Here is a 19,127-nt window from a genome sequence, read left to right on the forward strand (position 1 = left end):
ATTTTCCTTTTTTTGTTTGGAGAATATTTTGGAAATTGTTTCCATATTTGAAACAAGAGAAGGTTCGCGGAGGGTGGATGCTATGAGCGAAATGAATATTCCTGGCTGGAGCGGGATTTCTCCTTATGAGATCATGGGAAACAGTACCAGGCGGCTGGAAAAAGAATGGATGCTGCTTACTTCCGGTAATCCTGCCGAAGGTGCGGCAACGATGACCATCAACTGGGGCATGTTCGGTTTTTTGTGGAACCGGCCCGCCGTCTTTGTCGCTGTAAGGAAGTCCCGTCATACTCTGCCTTTCATTGAACGGAACAAGTCGTTTTCCCTTGGCGTGTTTGCAGAATCATACAAGGATAAACTTCTTTTTTGCGGAAGGAATTCCGGACGGGACGTGGACAAAATCTCCCATTGCGGCTTTTCGACGCTGTTTGCCGGGGAGATTCCTTTTTTCGCTGAAGCGGAAAGCGTGCTTCTGTGCCGTGTCGCCTACAGCGGAAATATTATCGAGGATGAGTTCATCGACAGGAGCGTTTACGCCGACTGGTACTCCCATGGGGTACATGCCGGCGACATGCATACGTTTTTCATCGCTTCAGTGACGGGAGCGCTGAAAAAAGAGCGTAATGATTAACGCTTTCGCGCCTTTTCAGAAAGGAGCGTTCAGCCTTTTGCCTTCGGTCAGGTATCTGCCCTGGAGAGCTTCAGGGCAGAGTTTCGGAAATTTTCAACTATGGAGAAAAACATGAATCCTTCCAAACTTTTTTCCGCTATGGCCCTGGGTGCGCTGCTGTTTGGAGTTTCCGCGGGCGATGCTTCGGCCGAGATGACTCTGCAGACGAAGAACCAGACGTACATCCTTGCTACGCAGGACGTGAACACCGCCGTGTACAGCCGCGTGAGCGCGTTTCTTGAAGTGCTTGGGGACAAGCTCGGATCCAATACGATCAACGTGCAGCCTATTTCCACCGGCGGCGCCGCCAGCGCCCTGCTCATTGAAAAAGGCCAGGTCAAAATCGGCACCGGCTCCAATATTCCTGTGAAGAAGCTGGCCGAAGGCACCTACGACAAGAGCTTCAAGCCTCTCACCAAGGTGGCCGCGCTCTTCGGCGGTTCGGACATTACCTGGGGTACGGTGATGTTCACCGATGATTTTGTGAAGAAGACCGGCTTCACCACCCTGGAAGAAGTGGTGGCCGCCAAGTATCCCGTGCGCATTGTGACCAAGGCCAAGGGTTCCTTCGGCATGGACGGCGCCACCGATATGCTGGAATGCATGGGCGTGACTTGGAAGGATATTGAGAGCTGGGGCGGTTCCCATACCCACATTGCTCCCGCGACCATGGCCGATATGCTGAAGGAAGGCCAGGCCGACGTTTCCATGGACGTGGTGTCCATCGGCCAGGCGGCTTTCTCCGAACTGTGCCTGACCTCCAAGATGCACGTCGTGCAGCTTTCGGAAAAGACCCGGGCCGCCATGAACGCGAAGGGCTATGCCAACATGACCATGCCCGCCAACAGCTGGAACGGTCAGGAAAAGCCTGTGGAAACCGTGGTCGGCTGCGAATGCATCCTCGTTTCCAAGGATATTCCCGAAGACATTGCCTACATCATCACCAAGACCATCTGCGAAAACAAGGAAAAGCTCACCAGCATCGTTCCCGCCATGCGTTACTTCCAGCCTGAAAAGGCCTGGGATCCCCTGTATTGCGGTATTGAACTGCATCCCGGCGCGGCCAAGTACTTCAGAGAAGCCGGATTCATGAAGTAGCATGGATCCCGGGGAATCCGTTTCTCGGAAAAGGAGCGGATTCCCCCCTTCTCTCCATGATCGGCGGCACGCCGTCGTGAAACATTCCAGAGGTTATGTTCATGGCAAGTATCGTAGAAGAGCGCATCGTTCCCTTTCTGCTCGGGGTCATCGGTGTCGTATGGTTTGTAGCGCAGATCATCTTTTCGTTCTTTTTCCCCATCAATCCGATGACGCTGGCACCGATTTTCCTTTCGTTCGCCTTCTGCATCGTTTTTCTGGTGCGCCCCTTCCCCGGTAGCCAGCGTTTTCCGTTCCTCCGCATCCTGGATTTTGCCGTTATCCCTGCCTGCATCTGGATGGGCACGTTCTTCTACCTGGATCAGGAACGCATCATCACCCGCATTCCTTATATCTCTGAGATTCTTCCCGCCGATATCGTGGCCTGCCTGCTCATGATAGTACTTCTTCTGGAAGCCATGCGCCGTACCATAGGCTGGAACCTTCTGGGCTTTGTGCTGGTGGTCATCGCCTACGGTGTGTTCGGTCCCTATTTCCCCGGCGTCCTCCGTTTCGACGGTTTCAATCTTGAGGCCTTCACCGAAATCATGTCGCTTACTTCCAACGGCGTGTACGGTACGGCCCTTTCCACCACGGCCAGCTTTATCTTCTATTTCATCATATTCGGCGCGCTGTTTGCCGTCTGCGGCGGCGGTCAGGTGCTCATCGACATAGGCATGAAGGTCAGTGACCCTCGCTCCGGCGGTCCTGCCAAAGCGGCCGTCATGTCTTCCGCCCTCATGGGCATGATTTCCGGTTCGGCCGTGGCCAACGTAACCACCACCGGCGTCATGACCATCCCCATGATGAAGAAGGCCGGCTATCAGCCCCATCAGGCCGGCGCAATCGAAGCCGTGGCTTCCACCGGCGGCCAGATCATGCCCCCCATCATGGGCGTCGGCGCCTTCATCATGGCCGAACTTCTGGGCATGAGCTACGGGGAAATCGCCATCTGTGCCGTTATTCCCGCTTCGGCATACTTTATTTCCGTGTTCATGCTCGTGGGCCTTCTTGCCAAGCGCAATACCTTTGAGCGCCACGGCGCCGCCGTTTCGGCGGAAGCACTCACCTTCAAGGTTGCTCCCATTCTTCCCAGGCTGTACCTGCTCATTCCCGCGCTCATCCTCATCTTCATGGTGCTTACCGGCAGTTCCCTGCGTCTGTCCGCCGTGTATTCCACCATCGCCGTCCTCGTGATCAACCTGTTCAACCCCAAGCGGATGGGGCTGCGTGATCTCTATGCGGCTTTCATGGACGGTATCCGTCAGAGCGCGTCCCTGACCATTCCCGTATCGGCCTGCGGCATCATCATCGGTATTGTGGTGCAGTCCGGCCTTGCCAACAAGTTCGCCGCCCTGCTCGCGGTCGTCGGCAACAGCAGCCTCCTGCTCGCGCTGCTCATCGCCATGGGCTGCTGCATGATCCTCGGTATGGCCATGCCCACCGTGGCCGCCTACCTCATCTCCGTGACGCTGTTCGCCTCGGCCCTCGTGCGGCTCGACCTGCCCATCTTCATCGTTCACATGTTCTGCTTCTACTTCGGCGTCATGGCCCAGCTTACGCCTCCGGTGTGCCTGGCTTCCTTTACTGCAGCGGGCATCGCGGACGCAGACTCCTGGAAGACGGGCTGGACGGCCTTTACCTACGCCATAGTCGCCTTCCTCGTGCCTTTTGCCTTCGCCTATGAACCTGCGCTGCTTCTGCAGGGTACGCTCATGGCGACGGCTACTTCGGCGGTATCGCTGCTCATCGGTTGCTACGCTCTGGCTATTGCCATTGCCGGCTTCCATACCAAGCCCCTGAGCATGCCTTGGAGAGGTGTTATTCTGGCTTCCGCCATATGCTGCATCATCCCCGGCGTGATGACCGATATCATCGGGTACTCGGTGTTTGCCGCTGCGCTGCTCTTCAACCGTAACAAGAAGACCCCTTCCGCCCCCGACGACGCTTCTTCCGAAGCTTCGGCCTGACGATTATGCCCCACGGCAATGTTCAGGATCAACATTATTAAGGAGAGAACCATGTCTGAGTCCGATATCAAGGAACTGATTTACAAGTATGGCCTTGTTCCGGTCGTGGCGGTAGACGTCCGCGAGCACGCCGTCCCTCTTGCCAAGGCCCTTTGTGAAGGCGAACTGGAAATTGCGGAAGTGACGTTCCGTACCGACTGTGCGGCCGAAGCCATTGCCGACATAACGGCGGCCCTTCCCGACATGCTGGTGGGAGCGGGTACCGTGCTTTCCGTGGAGCAGGCGCAGAAGGCCCTGGACGCCGGTGCGAAGTTCATTGTCACTCCCGGCTTTGACGAGGCCGTTGTGAAATTCTGCCAGGAAAAGGGCGTGCTCGTCATACCGGGCTGCGCCACTCCTTCCGATGTGCAGAAAGCCGTGGCCTGCGGGCTCGACGTCGTCAAGTTCTTCCCTGCGGAAGCCGCGGGCGGGCTGAAGATGATCAACTCCCTGGCCTCCGTGTACAAGGGCGTGCGTTTTCTGCCCACGGGCGGCATCACGCCCGACAAGTTCTCGGCCTATCTGCTCAATCCCAATGTCATAGCCGTGGGCGCAAGCTGCGTTGCTCCCGCCGCCCTTGTGGAAGCCGGTGATTTCGATGCCGTACGCAAGCTGGCGCGCGACGCCATGTTCGCCGTGCTCAACTTCAACTTCTGCCACATGGGCATCAACTGCTACAGCGACGAGGAAGGGTACAAGAACCTGTTTGCCCTGGCGGACATGTTCAACCTCGTCATGGGCGACACTCCCAGCTCTTCCTATGTGGGGCGCGAGGTCGAAATCACCAAGATTCCCTTCAAGGTGCGCGGGCCCCACGGCCATCTCGGCTACTATACCGACAACCTGGAACGCGCGGTGTTCTATCTTGAGAAGAAGGGCATTGAATTCGACCATGAGCATGTGAAGCCCTACAAGGGCAAGATGTATGTGATCTACCTCAAGGAACAGATTGCGGGCTTCGCCGTCCATATTGAAGAGCGCAATGATCACAATCCGCCTGCCTGGGAACACCGCGACGTCATCAAGGCCCGCATAGGCTGGAAGGACTAGGGCATGGCCATAGAACTCATTCCCCATACCGGTCGTCTCAACGAGAATGTGGCTCTCGACTTCGGCGAGGCTCCCGCCATTACCCCGCAGATGTATCAGGAACGCATCAGGGCGCTTCTCGACGCAGGGCGCGAGTTCACCCATCTGGTCATTTATGCGGACAGGGAACATTTTTCCAATCTGGAATATGTTACCGGTTACGATCCCCGCTTTGAGGAGTGCTTCCTCATTCTTCAGAAAGGGAAGACACCGGTGCTGGTTCTCGGCAATGAGGGGATGGGACAGTCGCTCTGCATCACCATTCCCGTGGAGCGTGTGCTCTGCCAGATGCTCAGCCCTCTTGGGCAGGCGCGCGGGGACAGCCGGTCTCCGGCAGGCATATTCCGCAGCGCGGGCATCAGCGAAGAGGCCCATGTGGGCCTGCTCGGCTGGAAGAGCTTCTGCTCCCGGGAAACTCCTGACTGGGAACACACCTTTGAAGTGCCGTCCTTCCTTGTGGACGCGCTGCGGGAGGTGTGCCCGGATGTCCGCAACGCCAACGGCCTCATGATGGACAACCAGACCGGCCTGCGCATGACGCACGGCGCGGAGGAACTGGTCCTTTCCGAGCTGGCTTCGACCAAGGCCAGCCGCAAGACCTGGGATTTCATCCGTGCCCTGCGCCCCGGACAGACCGAGCTGGAAGCCTCGCAGGGGTTCAACATTGACGGTGAGCCCTGCCCGACGCATCCCAACATCTGCTTCAAGGGCAGGGGCATACTCAGCCCCGATCCGTGGACTCGCCTGGAATACGGCAGGGACATAGCCTTCGGCATGGGATACCGCTGCGCGCAGATACACCGCGTGAGCGTGTACGCCCGCGACCGGGAGGAATTTGAAAAGAATTTCCCCGGAGCCTTTGAAGGGCTGTATAAAAAGTACTTTGAGGCGGTATGCGTCTGGTACGAATCCCTTGCCGTAGGCGTGACGGGCGGCGAAGTATGGCAGGCCGTGCGCGACAGCATAGGCTGCTCCTATGCGGAGTTCGGCATAGGGCTCAACCCCGGCCATGTCATTCATACGGAAGAGTGGACCAATTCTCCGTTTTCGGAAGGCGACGGCACCGTACTGCGCTCCGGTATGATGCTCCAGTGCGACTTCACGGCCAGACAGAGCCGCTTCAGCAACCTGGGCGTGCATATTGAAGACGGCGTGATCCTGGCCGACAAGGCCATGCGGGACCGGATTCAGGGCATGGCGCCGCTGTGCATGAAACGTATGCTGGAACGTCAGCGCTTCATGCGCGAGACGCTGGGCATACGCCTGCATGACGAAGTTCTGCCCACATCTGATCTCGCCGGACTTCTCTTCCCCTTCCTGGCGAACCCCGACTGCGTGTTCGCCAGAAAGGGTGCGTGAAGACCTGTCCCGGCAGGGGGAAAGCGGCTGCCGCATGTTTGTCCGTCGACGGGAAACGACGGCGGCGCTTACGGAAATGTCTCCGTGTTCAAGATTGTAAGGATTGTTTCATAACTGCTCTTGCGGAGCAATTTTTGGAGGATACAGTCATGGCTGCAAGAAAGATTCTTGTTCCTTATCCGGTTCTTAAGGACGGCCTTGCCGAACTTTATACCCGCGGATACGAGGTTTTCTATCCTGAAGACTACTATCCCAAGAGGCAGGACATTCTGGAGATTCTTCCGAAATACGACGCGCTCATTTCCTGCGGGTTCCTGGCCAATGCCGAAGCCGTGGCCCGCATGGACAACGTGAAGATCATGAGCACCTACGGCGTGGGATACGACAACGTGGCGCTCAAGGAAATGACGGAACGGGGTATCCTTGTCTGCAACCTGCCCGATGTCGTCACCGAGTCTACCGCGGAATTCGGCATGGGGCTTATGCTCGCCGTCATGCGCCGCATCTCCGTCACCGACCAGAAGCTCCGTATCCTGCCCGAGCTCCGCTGGGGCCCCACGGCCAACCTCGGCCACGGGCTCAACGGCAAGCGTCTCGGTATCCTCGGCATGGGCCGCATCGGCAAGGCCGTGGCTCGCCGCGCCAAAGCCTTCCTCATGGACGTGACGTATCATAACCGCCATCAGCTTCCTGCGGAAGTGGAAGCGGAATACGGCGCCACCTACATTCCGACGGCGGAACAGCTGTTCCGCGAATCCGACGTCGTCATCATCAACCTGCCGCTTACCGACTCCACCCGTCAGAGCGTCGGTATGGAGCAGTTTGAAATGATGAAGCGGACCGCGTACTTCATCAATGTGGGACGCGGCCCCATCGTCCGTGAGAAAGAGCTCATTGAAGCTCTGGAAAAGGGCGTCATTGCGGGCGCCGGTCTGGACGTGTTTGAACACGAGCCGAACATCCCCGCCGCTCTGAGGGGCATGCCCAACGTGGTGCTCGGAGCCCACATGGCCACCGCCACCTATGAGACCCGTTCGGAAATGGTTCGTCTGGCCTGCAAGAACATCATAGATTACCTGGAATACGGTCAGCATCCGAACCTGGTGAATCCCGAGGTTCTTGCCAACAAGCGTCCTCTGTAGCTGAAAAACCCCGGCCGTTCTTTGGAGCGGCCGGGGTGGACAATGGTCATGGACTGGTCACTGATACCTCTGATTTTTATTCCTACTCTGTTGGGAGGGGTGTTTCAGACTCTGACAGGATTTGGTTCCGGTATACTGCTGATGATGGTATTACCGCTGTTTGTGCCGCTGCTTCAGGCCTCCGCCATCTCTACGGTTACAGGGCTCTGTCTGACGTTTTCCCTCGGCATGTCGCTGCGCAGGCATGCAGATTATCGGGGGATGATATTTCCTCTGGCCGTGTTTCTGTGCTTTTCTGCGACGGCCATTCATATCGGCCCATCCATCAATACGCGGCTGCTGGGCACGCTGTTCGGCTTTTTTCTTCTGGGGCTTGCCATATGGCTGCATTTTGCAGACAAGGGCCACAAGAACAGAAAGTTCAGCAAACCGGCGACCATGGCGCTTGCCGCGCTTTCCGGGGTGACCAGCGGCTGGTTCGGGCTCAGCGGGCCTCCCATGGCCGTGTATTTCATGGCCAGGCTCGGTGATGACAAGATGCGTTATATCGCAACGACGCAGGTGTTTTTTTTCATCATCGGCGCTTTCAATACAGGAGTCCGCGTGTTTGAGGGCATCCTTACCTGGAGCATGATGTCCCTGGCCGTATGGGGCATAGTCGGCATGTGGCTGGGCAAGACGCTGGGCTTGAAAATTCTTTCGCGCATTGACGCCGGAAAGATGCGCGATCTGATCCATGCCGGATTGGCAGTCACCGGCCTGCTTACCGTGCTGAAGAATATTATTTTCGTTTGAAGCTGCGGCAGCTTTTTCAGAGCGCCGTCAATATCGACAACTTCCCATCGAGCAAGAACAGGAGGAAAACATGCCTCGTTTCATCAGAGCTTATGATAACCATAACGAACCCATCATCAACGCAAACGATGATTTCCTGCCCCGCACCTATTTCAATATCGTGCGCCTGAAGAAGGGCGAAAGCCATTATACCTGCGTGGCAGGCTATGAAACCTGCTGGGTGCTGACCCACGGCCGCTGCAATATCGAGGTGGACGGCAAGCTTTTCGAGAACGTCGGCAATCGCGACAGTATCTGGGAGAATCAGCGTTCCGACTCCGTGTACGCTCCTGCCGGGGCAAAAATCAACGTCACCTGCGTGTCCGACGACGTGGTCATTTTTGTGGCCGGCGGGCGCTGCGATGAATATCACGAACCCTACCGCATCACTCCCGAAGAAGTGAAGCCCGTGGAAGTCGGTTCCGTGGAGACCCATTCCCGCCGCGTGATCAACCATATCCTCGGCGCCAAGGACGAGGGCCGCACCGGCAATCTGCTGGTGAGCGAGCTTTATGCCGATCCCGGCTGCTGGGCCGGTTATCCGCCCCACAAGCACGGCAACGACATTCCCACGGCGGAAGGCGTATGGCAGGAAACCGGTTTCGAGGAAGTGTACCACTTCCATTACAACCCTGAAAACGGTTTCGGCGCGCAGTTCGACTATACCCCCGGCGATGAAGTGTCCCCCCATGTGTGGCACATGCGTTCCGGCGATACCTTCCTTATTTCCAAGGGCTATCATCCCGGCGTGACGTCCCCGGGCCATGCCGCCTATATCTTCACCATTCTTGTGGGACATACCCAGCATTCCCTGGTGCAGAACTTCGAGCCGCAGTATGCCTATCTCGGCAAGCAGCTTCCCGGCGTGCAGGACATGGTGGCGCTCTTTACCGGCGACAAGAAGTAAGGGGAGAAGCCATGAGAATCATTATTTCCGACTGCGATCACGTCAATCTGAACGAGGAGAGCGCCGTTTTTGAAGCTGCCGGTCTTTCCTTCGAGCTGAAGCAGTGCCACACTGAAGATGAGCTTATTGCCGAATGTAAGGGCGGCGAAATCTTCATCAACCAGTATGCGCCCTTCACCCGTCGCGTGCTGGAGGCTTTGCGCCCCGAGATCAAGCAGATTGTGCGCTACGGCGTGGGCGTGAACAACATCGACATAGCCGCGGCCACAGAACTCGGCGTCCAGGTCTGCAACGTGCCGGATTACGGCATGAATGAAGTTGCCGACCAGGCGCTTGCGCTGACATTGGATCTGGCCCGCAAGGTGTCCTTCATGAATGCCGGCGTACGCAAGGGCCGTTGGAATTATGAAGATTCCATCCCGCTGTTCCGTCTTTCCGAGCAGACCCTGGGCGTGGCCGGGCTCGGCCGCAACGGCCGCAACTTCGCCGCAAAGGCCCGTGCGCTTTTCGGAAAGGTCGTGGGCTATGATCCGTACTACAAGCCCAACGCCGAAGACGACACCGACTACATCGAAGCCGTGGATCTCGATACGCTTCTGCGTACCTCCGACTTCGTGGTGCTCCACATGCCGCTCACCGAGCAGACGCGCAATATCGTGAACGCCGAAGCCCTGGCCAAGATGAAGCACACGGCCTATATCGTGAATACTTCCCGCGGCGGGCTCATCGACGAGGCTGCCCTGGACAAGGCCCTTGCCGACGGAACCATTGCCGGCGCCGCTTTGGACGTGACGGAGAAGGAACCCATAGATTCCGACTCGCCGCTTCTGCGTCATGACAACTTCATCTGCACGCCGCACATGGCATGGTATTCCGAGCAGGCCGCTTCCGAATTGAAGCGCAAGGTCGCCGAGGAAGCCGTGCGCTTCGCGCGCTCGGAAAAGTTGCGCAGCCCTGTGAACAGGGTTTAGATCACACGATCCGGGCCGGCATGCGGCCGGCCCGCATGGAGCGCTTATGAGCATGAATTTGTTTGATCTTACCGGGAAGAAGGCCATTGTCACAGGCGGTACCCGGGGACTGGGCCGGGGCATGGCCGAAGGGCTGATGGAAGCCGGCGCGGAAGTCGTCATTGTGGGTACTTCCGACAAGTGTTTTTCCGTGGCGGAGAGCTTTTGCGAGCGCGGTTTCCGCTGCCACGGGGTGAAGGCCGACTTTCACAGTCGTGAAGAGACCTATCGCGCTTTTCAGGAGTGCGTGGAAAAGCTGGGCGGTTCCCTGGATATCCTTGTGACGGCCCACGGCATACAGCGCCGTCACAGCGCCGAAGAGTTTCCCATGGAAGAATGGGATGAAGTGCTGAGCGTGAATCTTGATTCCGTGTTCGTGCTCTGCCAGGAAGCGGGCAGGATGATGCTCGAAGCCGGGCGCGGCAAGATCATCAACGTGGCCTCCATGATATCCTTCTTCGGCGGGCAGACCATTCCCGCCTATGCGGCGTCCAAGGGAGGCGTTGCCCAACTTACCAAGGCCCTTTCCAATGACTGGATGAAGCGCGGCGTCAACGTCAACGCCATTGCTCCCGGCTACATGGCCACGGATATGAACGTGGCCCTTACCGACAGGAACAATCCGCGTTTTCAGCAGATCGTGGACCGCATACCTGCCGGACGCTGGGGGACTCCCGAGGACATGAAGGGAACCGTTATTTTTCTTGCCTCGGCCGCAAGCGATTATCTTGGCGGCGCCGTGATCCCTGTGGATGGCGGCTACCTGGTGAAGTGAGAGGTTGGCCATGTCCCAGATCAGAACGTGGAATGTCGCCGTCATCGGCGAATGTATGATAGAACTCCATAAGGAAGGCGGCCATATCGTCCAGACCTTCGGCGGTGATACGCTGAATACGGCGGCCTATCTTTCCAGAATGTGCGGCAACGACGTGCATGTGGAGTATGTTTCCGCCGTGGGGGCTTCGGATACCTTCAGCCGGGAGATGCTGGAATTCTGGCATTCCTGCGGCGTGCACTCCGCACTGTCGCAGCGTATTCCCGGCAGGCTGCCCGGCCTGTACGCCATTGATGTGGATGCTTCCGGGGAGAGGCATTTCCAGTACTGGCGCAGCGAGGCCGCCGTGCGGGGCTGCTTTGAGACTCCTGATGCGGATGGGGTGCTTGCCCGGTTGAGCGGCTTCGACGCCGTTCATCTGAGCGGCATAAGCCTGGCTGTGCTGTACCCGGAAAGCCGGGAAAGGCTGCTGTCGGCCATGGAAAGGCTTGCCGCGCAGGGCGTGAACATATCGTTTGACTTCAATTTCCGGCCTCACCTCTGGGGGGCGGAACCGGAAAAGAATTCCGCTCCCCACTACCGTCGCCTTTCGCGCGTATGCCGCTGGGTCTTTCTTTCCCCGGAAGAGCTGCGCGCGGCCGGATACTCCTGCGAGGACAGCGAAGACCCCGCTTTTTACGACGCCCTCAAGGAGCTCGGAGCGGAGGAAGTCATCGTCAAGAACGGCGGGAAGCCGTGCCTTATCCTGAACAACAGGACCGGGGAAACGAGCCTTGTTCCGCTGGGGCGCATGTTGGAGCCCAGGGATACCACGGCTGCCGGAGATTCCTTCACGGCTGCGTATCTGGCGGCCGTCCATTACGGCTTGTCCACAAGAGAGGCCGTGGAGCGGGCGCACAGGCTGGCATCCGCCGTCATCATGTATCCCGGAGCCATTATTCCCGCAGAAGTCACGCCTCCGGTTTTTGCCGACTGTCAGAGCGTCGTAACCTTCACGGGGAACCCTCTCTCTTCGGGGAGAGAACATATTGAAAGGACTTTTCCATGAGTGCTGAAAACTGTCCCTATTGCCACGGCGGTCCTGCTCTTGCGGACTTTGCTATCAAAATCGGCGATATTTCCGAGTATTCCTCTCTGTATCTTTTCAAGGAGCAGAGCCATCCCGGGCGCATGGTGGTTGCCTATCGCGGCCATGTCAGCGAAATTGTGGATATCACTCCCGAGCAGCTTCAGGGCTTCATGGCCGATGTCGCCCGAATTGCCCGCCTGATACACAAGATGTTCCACCCCCAGAAGGTGAATTACGGGGCTTTCGGCGACTTGAACCCCCATCTGCACTTCCATCTGGTTCCCAAGTATGAAGGTCAGTTTGAATGGGGCGGGACGTTCCAGATGAATCCCCGTGCCGTCATGCTTTCCGATGAAGAATATCAGGACATGATAGAGCGTATCAAACGTGAGCTGCCCGGCGTGTAGTTTCGGGAGGAGGCAACGCATGACAAAGCAGATTGAACGCTTCGGCCTTCCTGCTCCGGGGGCCACGCCTGCGGCAAAGGCCGTCAAGGCGGACGGCTGGCTGTATGTTTCCGGTATGGTGCCGAAGGATAAGCAGGGAGACATTGTATACGGTTCCATCAAGGTGCAGGGCCGTCAGGCCCTTGAGAACTTGATGGAGACGCTGCACATGGCCGGATATGAGCCGAAAGACGTGGTCCGCATCACGGTCTATCTGGATGACGCACGGGATTTTGCCTCATTCAATGCCGTGTATAAAGAGTTTTTTGCGGTGGAAGAAGCTCCTGCCCGCGTGTGTATTCTTGCAAGCAAGCCCACGGATATAAAAGTGGAGCTTGACTGCATTGCCTGGAAGAGCGAATAGAAGCGCAAAGTTTCCCCCCATGAAAAGCCGATAAGGGCGATACGGAAGTTCCGGTTGCTTTTATCGGCTTTTCTTTTGGGGAGGAGGCTTTTGAAGGGGGCGACGGGCAGGAAAAGCGCCCGTATCGGCAATGATGCTTTCAGAAAAGGGAGCTCCCGGCAGACGGCGGAGGCCGATGCACTTTTCTGAATGTCATACTCAGGGGAAAGCTCCGTCAGAAAGAGGCGGGGAAAAGCCCGGGGGCCGTCGGCCTGAAATGTTTGTTCAGAAGTTCCTTGGCCGCCTCCATGCCGCTCCCCACGATGGTGACGACGCTTCCCGACTTTCCGTTGGAAGTGAAATAGCAGATGCCCTTTGTCTGATCCTGTGAGAATTCGCATAGATAGGAATCGCCGGAGGCCCTGGGTTCGGCAACGGTGAAGCCGCCTACTTTCATATTGGCGAGCGTCTGGGAGGCAAGATCCGCAGCGGAAAGCGATATCGGGAAAAGGGCGATGCTTACCGCGCACTGGGCTGCGGTATTCTGTACCATGACCATGGAAGCGCCGTGAGAAGACTGGACAGGCTGGGCCAGCTCCCAGCCGGAAGGAAGGGAGAGGGAGAAGTTTTCGGTGTTTACTTCCCCGGCAAAGGCCAGGGATGCCCAGAAGAGAAGTCCTGCGAGTCCCGCGGTCAGGAAGGTCAGAGCTTTTTTCATCATGTCCTCCTTGGGCAGGGGGTAAGGTCTGCCGCAATGGAAAATGCCCTTAAAATATGAGGCTTCTGCTCCATGGCGTCAACGCGCGAGAACAAGGAAGGGCAGGCCCGTCAGCGCTCGTCAAGCGCGAGAACGAGCCTTGTGAGAAGTTCCACGGAGGGCAGGAGCACGCTTTCGTGAAAGTCGAAGTCCGGGGAGTGATGGCCGGCGGCAAGGTCGCTTCCCAGCATGAGATAGGCGGCATTGCCGCCTTCATGCTGCACGGCGGCCATGTGCACGCAGGCGTCGTCGGAGCCGAAGCCGGGCGCGCTGTCCCTGACAAGTTCCGGGCGGAACCACGGCACGGTACCGGCAGTCTTGCGGATGAGGCGAATCAGGGCATCGTCGCTGTCTGCGCCGTCGGAGCCGCCCATGACGGTGATCTCGCACTTCTGCCCGTACATGGCAGCGGTGTGTTCGATAATGGCGCGGCAGTGCTTGAACATGTATTCATTGACGGCGGTGGCGGCGCCGCGCGTTTCGCACTTCATGCGAGCCTGGGCGGGAATGGTGTTCCTGCCGCTGCCCGCCGTAAGCGTTCCTACAGTGACGCGGGAATCTCCCTCCCCGTGGCGGGGCAGGGCGTGCATGTTGAGCGCGGCGCTTGCAGCGGCGAGCAGGGAGTTCGCGCCCTTGTGGGGCTCGGCGCCGGCATGGGCGGCGCGGCCGGTGAAGGTAACATCGAACTTGGTGGTGGCCAGGAAGCCCTTTGCCCCGCACACGAGGCTGTGGTCGCAGTCCGCCCGCATGCCGATATGCGCGGCGACCATGTGCCGCGCCCCTTTGAGCAGCCCGGCTTCCGCCATGGCCCTTGCCCCGCGGCAGCCTTCTTCCCCGGGCTGGAAGAGCAGGCGCACGTTGTGCGCAAGGTTTCCGCGCAGGCGCGCAAGCTCGCAGGCCAGCCCGAGGCCCAGGGCTATGTGCCCGTCGTGCCCGCAGGCATGGCAGATGCCTTTGTGCAGGGAGGCGAAGCCTTCTTTGTAGGGGAGATGGGAGTCGCTTTCGCTTTCCTCAACATCCACGGCGTCGATATCGAAGCGCAGCACGGTATGGGCGGGCAGATCCGGCCGTATGTCCACAAAGAGGCCCGTCATGCCGTTCATGCGTTCAAGCCAGTGCAGGGACGCTCCTTCGCTCTCCGCCCTTTGCCGTGCCTTGCGCAGCGTCTCTTCGTCGGGCACCCCCATAAGGGCTTCCCGGCGGGAGGCGGCTTCCCCCAACTGGGGGGAGAGGCCGATGCCTTCCAGCTCGTCCGCAATGCGGGCAGTGGTCCAGAATTCCGCCATGCCTGTTTCGGCATGCCTGTGGAACAGCCTGCGAAGGGCCGTGAGCCTTTCCTGGGAGATGAGAGGATGGTATGTTGTCATGGTGGTCGGGGATGCGGAAAAGGGGAAGGAACTGGTTCCTTCCCCAGATTTTTTCGGGTTTACTGCCGCTCAGGCGGAAAAGACAGGATCTTTTCTATCTCAGGGAATTCAGGGAGCCGGACGTCTCAGATCCTCAGGCTGTCGCGTATGTCGGCCAGGCGGTTTTTGGCAAAGAGCAGGTAGGAAATGATGAGTTCCCCGGAGTTGAACGATGAAGTAATGTACATGGGGTCGTAATTGCAGATAAGATCCATGTAGCGCATGGCTTCGGCCATGTTTTGTTCATTGTTCTTGTTGCCGATTTCCGGGTACAGTTCATACAGGGCCTTCAGGTAGTCGCGCACGACATAGATGACGCCCTGCGCTTCGTAGATGCGGTTGTCCAGTGTGTAGAAGGGCAGATCCTGACTGTCGTTGAGCAGGCCGAGGGCGTAGCCGAACACGGTTTCGCCGAGAATGAGGTTGAAGGCGGAATAGATATCGTCGGTGCGGCAGTTGTACACGGCCTTACCCGCCAAAAGGTCCTTCTTGTACTGTTCCGTCATGGATAGGGCTTTTTTGAAGGAACCCTCCGCCGAGGGGATGAACAGCATACCCCAGCGTTGGGGGCTGATAGCGAAGTAATTGAGGCGCGCGTTGTACAACAGGTCGTTTTCCCTGTCATTGTTGCCGAGCTTGGCAATAACTGTGGAATAATGGTCGAAGAGCATTTTTGTGGCCACATAGGTGCCGAACTGCCGGTAGGCGCGGTTGTCTATGAGCCAGCGGTTGAAGAGAATGTCGTTGGCCGTCCAGCCGAAGGTGGAGCCGAGCTCCACATTCATGCGGTGGGTCAGGGCCGTGAGCAGCTCCGCGCCCTTTGCCTGTTCCGTCATGTCTTTCTGCACATTTGTCTGGTACACCGGGAATGTGACGGGGTCTATCACGGTGTAGAGCTTCTGGGAGCCCCATATCGTGAACAGTATGCCGACAAAAAGCAGCACCTGGATGCCCAGTGTTTTGGCTACAATAAGGAAGTGTCGCTTTTCGGGGTGCAACATGTTTTTCTCCTGAAAAAGGTTGAGGTCGAAACCGCGCCGCGGAGGCGCCGGTCGGCTTCCGGGGATATTCCGCAATAACTATAATCATTCCCCGAACCTTTTCAACTTTTGAAATATTACAGACTGTAAAGCTTCCTTTTTCCCGGGAAGCCTGTTGAGTTTTTTTGGGGGGGAGAGGGATATGCGCAGAAGGCGGGAAAGAGCATCGGAAGGGCCCCGCCCGGGAGCTCAGGGAAAGTACTTGCGCGGGCGGGGCCGAAGCGGGGAAAAGCGGGGAATCTGCCTGAAAGTCAGGACAGCCGGTTGATAATTGTTGGGGAACGTCGTGAGTCTCTTCCAAGGGGAGAGCGCATGCGGGGGGGACATATTCTTAGAACACACGGCAGCCGTCTTCGGTGATGACGGCCATGTATTCCCAGCGCGCACCGCCCCAGCCGGGGAAATACAGCCCCGGCTCGATGGTGACTACCATGCCGGGCCTGAGGGCCTTGGTGTTGAACACGCTGAGGCGAGGGCCTTCGTGTGTCTCAAGGCCTACGCCGTGCCCCAGGGAATGGGTGAAGTAGCGTTCCATGCCGCAGGAGGTAAAGTAATCTACGGCGATTTGATGCACCTCCCTGCCCGTGACGCCGGGGCCCAGGGCGGCAATGGCGCGGCGCTGAGCTTCCTGCACGCGCTCCAGCATTTCCGTGAAGCGAGGTTCCGGCCTGTTCCCTATCCAGTAGGTACGCGTCTGGTCGGAACAGTAGTGGTGCAGGCGGCAGCCCTCATCCACCAGCACCATGCAGTTGTCCGTGAACACGGAGGGCTGCTCCGGTGCATAGTGGGGGAGTGCGGCGTTGGCGTTCATGGCCACGATGGAGGGGAAGCTCAGCTCCGACGCGCCGTGCTCGCGGTAGAATTTTTCTATGGCCCAGGATACGGAGCCTTCGTCCTGCCCGGGCACAAGCACGGAGGGGAGCCATGCGAGCATGCGGTGGTTGAGCGCCACCGATTCGGCGATGAGGCGTATTTCCTCTTCATCCTTGATCTCGCGCAGCTGTTCCACCAGCCCGTCTGCGCCCTGAAGCGAAAGGCCCGGCTCCAGTCTCCTCGTATAGGCACGGGACAGGTGTTCCTCCTCAATGCCGATGACGCCGGAAGCGCCGCACAGCTTTTTCAGAAGTCCGTTGAGCTCCTCAGAGGAGGCGGAGCGGTAAATGAATATCCTTTCCCTGTCCCAGAGTTTTGCCGCAGCCTCCTCATAGCGCGAATCGGTGCACAGCCAGTCCTTGCCGTCCTTCATGATGATGAGGCAGCCGTAGCTTTCGTTGCACTGGCAGTCGTGCAGCTCAAAGCCGGAAAGGTAGAAGCGGTTGGCGCTCTGGCTGACGAGCAGCGCGTCCAGCCCTTGTTCATGCATGAGGCGGCGCAGTTTTTCCCTGCGCAGGGCAAAGGTCTCTTTGTTCATGGCTATCCTCAATATGTGTGCCCCGCGAAGAGCAGGCGGGGTGTTTCTGGTTCAGCGCCTGCCGCCGAAAATGCCGCCGAGAAGCCCGCGCAGTATGGCGCGGCCCACCTCGCGGCCTACGGCGTTGCCCACGGTTCGGCCTACCTGCCTTGTGGCGGAGCCGAGAATGTCGCTCCAAGGGTTGCTCTGCTCCCTTCCTGAGCGTTGTCCGGCTTCTTCCTCATCGTCGCGCCGACGCTCCTGAAATTGTGCGGTGAGTTTTTCGTAGGCCGATTCCCTGTCGAGGGGCGTGCCGTACAGGCGCTGCATGGGAGAGCGTTCGATGATCTGCCGCCTCTCTTCCGGGGAAAGGGCGCCGATGCCTCCTTCCGGCGGCAGGATGAGGGCGCGTTCCACCATGGCGGGCGCGCCGTGTTCGTCGAGGAAGGAGACGAGTGCCTCGCCCGTGCGGAGAAGGGAAATGATTTCTTCCGTATCCAGAGCGGGATTTTGGCGGAAGGTTTCGGCCGCGGCGCGCACGGCCTTCTGCTCGCGGGGTGTGAAGGCCCGAAGGGCATGCTGCACGCGGTTGCCGAGCTGGGAAAGTACGCTGTCGGGAATGTCCGCCGGATTCTGGGTGATGAAATACACGCCTACGCCCCGGGAACGGATGAGGCGCACCACCTGCTCCACCTTCTGCAGCAGCACCTCCGGCATATCGTCGAAGAGAAGGTGGGCTTCGTCGAACATGAGAACGAGGCGGGGCTTTTCGGCGTTGCCCCTTTCCGGGAGCTGTTCATACAGCTCGGAAAGCAGCCAGAGCAGCACGGAGGCATAGAGGCGCGGCTTCTGCATGAGCTTGTCGGCGGCGATGATGTTGACATAGCCCCTGCCTTCAAGGTCGGTACGGAAAAGATCTTCGATATTCAGGGCCGGCTCGCCGAAGAACGCGCCTGCGCCTTCCTCTTCCAGGCGCAGGAGGCCGCGCTGTATGGCTCCCATGCTGGCCGGGGAAATATGCCCGTAGGCGGAGGCGTATTCGCTGCGGTTTTCCGCCACATGGGTGATCATGGCCCTGAGATCCTTGAGGTCAAGAAGCAGAAGGCCGCTTTCGTCCGCTATGCGGAACACGATGTGCAGTATGCCGCTTTGGACTTCGTTGAGGTTCAGCAGCCGGGAAAGGAGGGCGGGCCCCATGTCGCTTATGGTGGCGCGAAGCGGTGTTCCCTGCTCTCCCGCCACATCCCAGAAAGAGACGGGGTAGGCCCTGTTCTCGTATCCCAGGGTACGGAGCCCCAGCTCCTTGATACGCGCAGCGACGCTGCCGCCGGGTTCTCCGGGGCGGCTCATGGCGGAAAGGTCGCCCTTTATGTCGGTAAGCAGCACGGGAACGCCCATGGCGCTGAAGCTCTCCGCCATAGTCTGAAGGGAAATGGTCTTGCCCGTGCCTGTGGCCCCGGTGATGAGCCCGTGGCGGCTGGCCATGCGCGCTTCCAGGCAAAGTGCCCGCCCGTCGGCCTCAAGAGTGACGGGGTTTTCGGCGGCGGCGATGAAAAGGCGCTTATCGGAAGTGAGCATGGTGTTGTCCTCTGCGGCGGCATGGCCGTGCTGTTGCCGGAGCTTGCCCCATGGCGGCTTTTCCGCGAAGGCGCGTCCTGTCGGCAGGGTGGGCATAGGCGCGGAATCAAGGAGAAGGGCGTTCCCGGGAATCATCTCAGCATGGAGGATAAGGCTTTTTTTTCTG

18 protein-coding genes are annotated in these 19,127 nt (G+C 58.6%); 13 read left to right on the forward strand and 5 right to left on the reverse strand.

Annotated features, from left to right (window positions below; all coding sequences use genetic code 11):
* The 13 genes from K8W16_RS03600 to K8W16_RS03660 all read left to right on the forward strand — a co-directional run.
* A partial coding sequence (locus K8W16_RS03600) for a flavin reductase family protein (protein WP_304121224.1) occupies positions 1 to 631 on the forward strand: 631 nt, incomplete at its 5' end.
* 111 nt (positions 632 to 742) lie between these two features.
* Positions 743 to 1,768, forward strand: a complete 1,026-nt coding sequence (locus tag K8W16_RS03605; protein WP_304121226.1) for a TAXI family TRAP transporter solute-binding subunit — start codon at positions 743 to 745, stop codon at positions 1,766 to 1,768.
* Between the two features lie 101 nt (positions 1,769 to 1,869).
* Positions 1,870 to 3,777, forward strand: coding sequence for a TRAP transporter fused permease subunit (locus tag K8W16_RS03610; RefSeq protein WP_304121228.1), 1,908 nt, complete (start codon positions 1,870 to 1,872; stop codon positions 3,775 to 3,777).
* 51 nt (positions 3,778 to 3,828) lie between these two features.
* Positions 3,829 to 4,866, forward strand: a complete 1,038-nt coding sequence (gene eda, locus K8W16_RS03615) for a bifunctional 4-hydroxy-2-oxoglutarate aldolase/2-dehydro-3-deoxy-phosphogluconate aldolase (protein ID WP_304121229.1) — start codon at positions 3,829 to 3,831, stop codon at positions 4,864 to 4,866.
* A gap of 3 nt (positions 4,867 to 4,869) precedes the next feature.
* The gene (locus tag K8W16_RS03620; protein WP_304121231.1) at positions 4,870 to 6,264 is read left to right on the forward strand and encodes a hypothetical protein; all 1,395 of its coding nucleotides are present in this window, start codon (positions 4,870 to 4,872) and stop codon (positions 6,262 to 6,264) included.
* Positions 6,265 to 6,413: 149 nt separating this feature from the next.
* The gene (locus tag K8W16_RS03625) at positions 6,414 to 7,406 is read left to right on the forward strand and encodes a D-glycerate dehydrogenase (protein ID WP_304121233.1); all 993 of its coding nucleotides are present in this window, start codon (positions 6,414 to 6,416) and stop codon (positions 7,404 to 7,406) included.
* 48 nt (positions 7,407 to 7,454) lie between these two features.
* Positions 7,455 to 8,201 (forward strand): sulfite exporter TauE/SafE family protein, encoded by a 747-nt coding sequence (locus K8W16_RS03630; RefSeq protein WP_304121235.1) that lies wholly within the window; start codon positions 7,455 to 7,457, stop codon positions 8,199 to 8,201.
* A 70-nt stretch (positions 8,202 to 8,271) separates the two neighbouring features.
* Positions 8,272 to 9,147, forward strand: a complete 876-nt coding sequence (locus tag K8W16_RS03635) for a 5-deoxy-glucuronate isomerase (RefSeq protein WP_304121237.1) — start codon at positions 8,272 to 8,274, stop codon at positions 9,145 to 9,147.
* Between the two features lie 11 nt (positions 9,148 to 9,158).
* On the forward strand, positions 9,159 to 10,118 hold the full coding sequence (locus tag K8W16_RS03640; RefSeq protein ID WP_304121239.1) for a C-terminal binding protein: 960 nt from the start codon (positions 9,159 to 9,161) through the stop codon (positions 10,116 to 10,118).
* 46 nt (positions 10,119 to 10,164) lie between these two features.
* Positions 10,165 to 10,932, forward strand: a complete 768-nt coding sequence (locus K8W16_RS03645) for an SDR family oxidoreductase (RefSeq protein ID WP_304121241.1) — start codon at positions 10,165 to 10,167, stop codon at positions 10,930 to 10,932.
* A gap of 10 nt (positions 10,933 to 10,942) precedes the next feature.
* Complete coding sequence (locus tag K8W16_RS03650; protein WP_304121242.1) at positions 10,943 to 11,980, forward strand: sugar kinase; 1,038 nt, start codon at positions 10,943 to 10,945, stop codon at positions 11,978 to 11,980.
* Entirely contained in the window at positions 11,977 to 12,408 is a 432-nt protein-coding gene (locus K8W16_RS03655; RefSeq protein ID WP_304121243.1) for an HIT family protein, read from the forward strand. Before K8W16_RS03650 ends, K8W16_RS03655 begins: the two co-directional genes overlap by 4 nt.
* A 19-nt stretch (positions 12,409 to 12,427) precedes the next feature.
* The gene (locus K8W16_RS03660) at positions 12,428 to 12,811 is read left to right on the forward strand and encodes a RidA family protein (protein WP_304121244.1); all 384 of its coding nucleotides are present in this window, start codon (positions 12,428 to 12,430) and stop codon (positions 12,809 to 12,811) included.
* A gap of 214 nt (positions 12,812 to 13,025) precedes the next feature.
* Here K8W16_RS03660 and K8W16_RS03665 read toward each other — a convergent pair whose 3' ends face one another.
* From K8W16_RS03665 to K8W16_RS03685, 5 genes are all read right to left on the reverse strand, one after another.
* Entirely contained in the window at positions 13,026 to 13,508 is a 483-nt protein-coding gene (locus tag K8W16_RS03665) for a hypothetical protein (protein ID WP_304121245.1), read from the reverse strand.
* Between the two features lie 110 nt (positions 13,509 to 13,618).
* Positions 13,619 to 14,914: an amidohydrolase gene (locus K8W16_RS03670; protein WP_304121246.1), complete on the reverse strand. Its 1,296-nt coding sequence runs from the start codon at positions 14,912 to 14,914 to the stop codon at positions 13,619 to 13,621.
* Between the two features lie 125 nt (positions 14,915 to 15,039).
* On the reverse strand, positions 15,040 to 15,954 hold the full coding sequence (locus K8W16_RS03675; RefSeq protein ID WP_304121247.1) for a DUF2333 family protein: 915 nt from the start codon (positions 15,952 to 15,954) through the stop codon (positions 15,040 to 15,042).
* 370 nt (positions 15,955 to 16,324) lie between these two features.
* The gene (locus K8W16_RS03680; RefSeq protein WP_304121248.1) at positions 16,325 to 17,404 is read right to left on the reverse strand and encodes a Xaa-Pro peptidase family protein; all 1,080 of its coding nucleotides are present in this window, start codon (positions 17,402 to 17,404) and stop codon (positions 16,325 to 16,327) included.
* Between the two features lie 51 nt (positions 17,405 to 17,455).
* A complete protein-coding gene (locus tag K8W16_RS03685) occupies positions 17,456 to 18,961 on the reverse strand; it encodes a helicase HerA-like domain-containing protein (protein WP_304121249.1) in 1,506 nt (501 codons plus the stop codon).
* Positions 18,962 to 19,127 lie beyond the last annotated feature (166 nt).

The sequence above is a fragment of the Mailhella massiliensis genome (assembly GCF_020741395.1).
GTDB classification, from domain to species: Bacteria; Desulfobacterota; Desulfovibrionia; order Desulfovibrionales; family Desulfovibrionaceae; genus Mailhella; species Mailhella massiliensis_A.

Excerpts from the sequence above, each read along its gene's own strand:
- K8W16_RS03685 (WP_304121249.1), bottom strand. The coding sequence starts at position 18,961 with ATGCTCACTTCCGATAAGCGCCTTTTCATCGCCGCCGCCGAAAACCCC.
- K8W16_RS03645 (WP_304121241.1), top strand. The coding sequence starts at position 10,165 with ATGAGCATGAATTTGTTTGATCTTACCGGGAAGAAGGCCATTGTCACA.
- K8W16_RS03655 (WP_304121243.1), top strand. The coding sequence starts at position 11,977 with ATGAGTGCTGAAAACTGTCCCTATTGCCACGGCGGTCCTGCTCTTGCG.
- K8W16_RS03605 (WP_304121226.1), top strand. The coding sequence starts at position 743 with ATGAATCCTTCCAAACTTTTTTCCGCTATGGCCCTGGGTGCGCTGCTG.
- K8W16_RS03680 (WP_304121248.1), bottom strand. The coding sequence starts at position 17,404 with ATGAACAAAGAGACCTTTGCCCTGCGCAGGGAAAAACTGCGCCGCCTC.
- eda (WP_304121229.1), top strand. The coding sequence starts at position 3,829 with ATGTCTGAGTCCGATATCAAGGAACTGATTTACAAGTATGGCCTTGTT.
- K8W16_RS03625 (WP_304121233.1), top strand. The coding sequence starts at position 6,414 with ATGGCTGCAAGAAAGATTCTTGTTCCTTATCCGGTTCTTAAGGACGGC.
- K8W16_RS03620 (WP_304121231.1), top strand. The coding sequence starts at position 4,870 with ATGGCCATAGAACTCATTCCCCATACCGGTCGTCTCAACGAGAATGTG.
- K8W16_RS03635 (WP_304121237.1), top strand. The coding sequence starts at position 8,272 with ATGCCTCGTTTCATCAGAGCTTATGATAACCATAACGAACCCATCATC.
- K8W16_RS03650 (WP_304121242.1), top strand. The coding sequence starts at position 10,943 with ATGTCCCAGATCAGAACGTGGAATGTCGCCGTCATCGGCGAATGTATG.
- K8W16_RS03630 (WP_304121235.1), top strand. The coding sequence starts at position 7,455 with ATGGACTGGTCACTGATACCTCTGATTTTTATTCCTACTCTGTTGGGA.
- K8W16_RS03610 (WP_304121228.1), top strand. The coding sequence starts at position 1,870 with ATGGCAAGTATCGTAGAAGAGCGCATCGTTCCCTTTCTGCTCGGGGTC.
- K8W16_RS03660 (WP_304121244.1), top strand. The coding sequence starts at position 12,428 with ATGACAAAGCAGATTGAACGCTTCGGCCTTCCTGCTCCGGGGGCCACG.
- K8W16_RS03670 (WP_304121246.1), bottom strand. The coding sequence starts at position 14,914 with ATGACAACATACCATCCTCTCATCTCCCAGGAAAGGCTCACGGCCCTT.
- K8W16_RS03675 (WP_304121247.1), bottom strand. The coding sequence starts at position 15,954 with ATGTTGCACCCCGAAAAGCGACACTTCCTTATTGTAGCCAAAACACTG.
- K8W16_RS03665 (WP_304121245.1), bottom strand. The coding sequence starts at position 13,508 with ATGAAAAAAGCTCTGACCTTCCTGACCGCGGGACTCGCAGGACTTCTC.
- K8W16_RS03640 (WP_304121239.1), top strand. The coding sequence starts at position 9,159 with ATGAGAATCATTATTTCCGACTGCGATCACGTCAATCTGAACGAGGAG.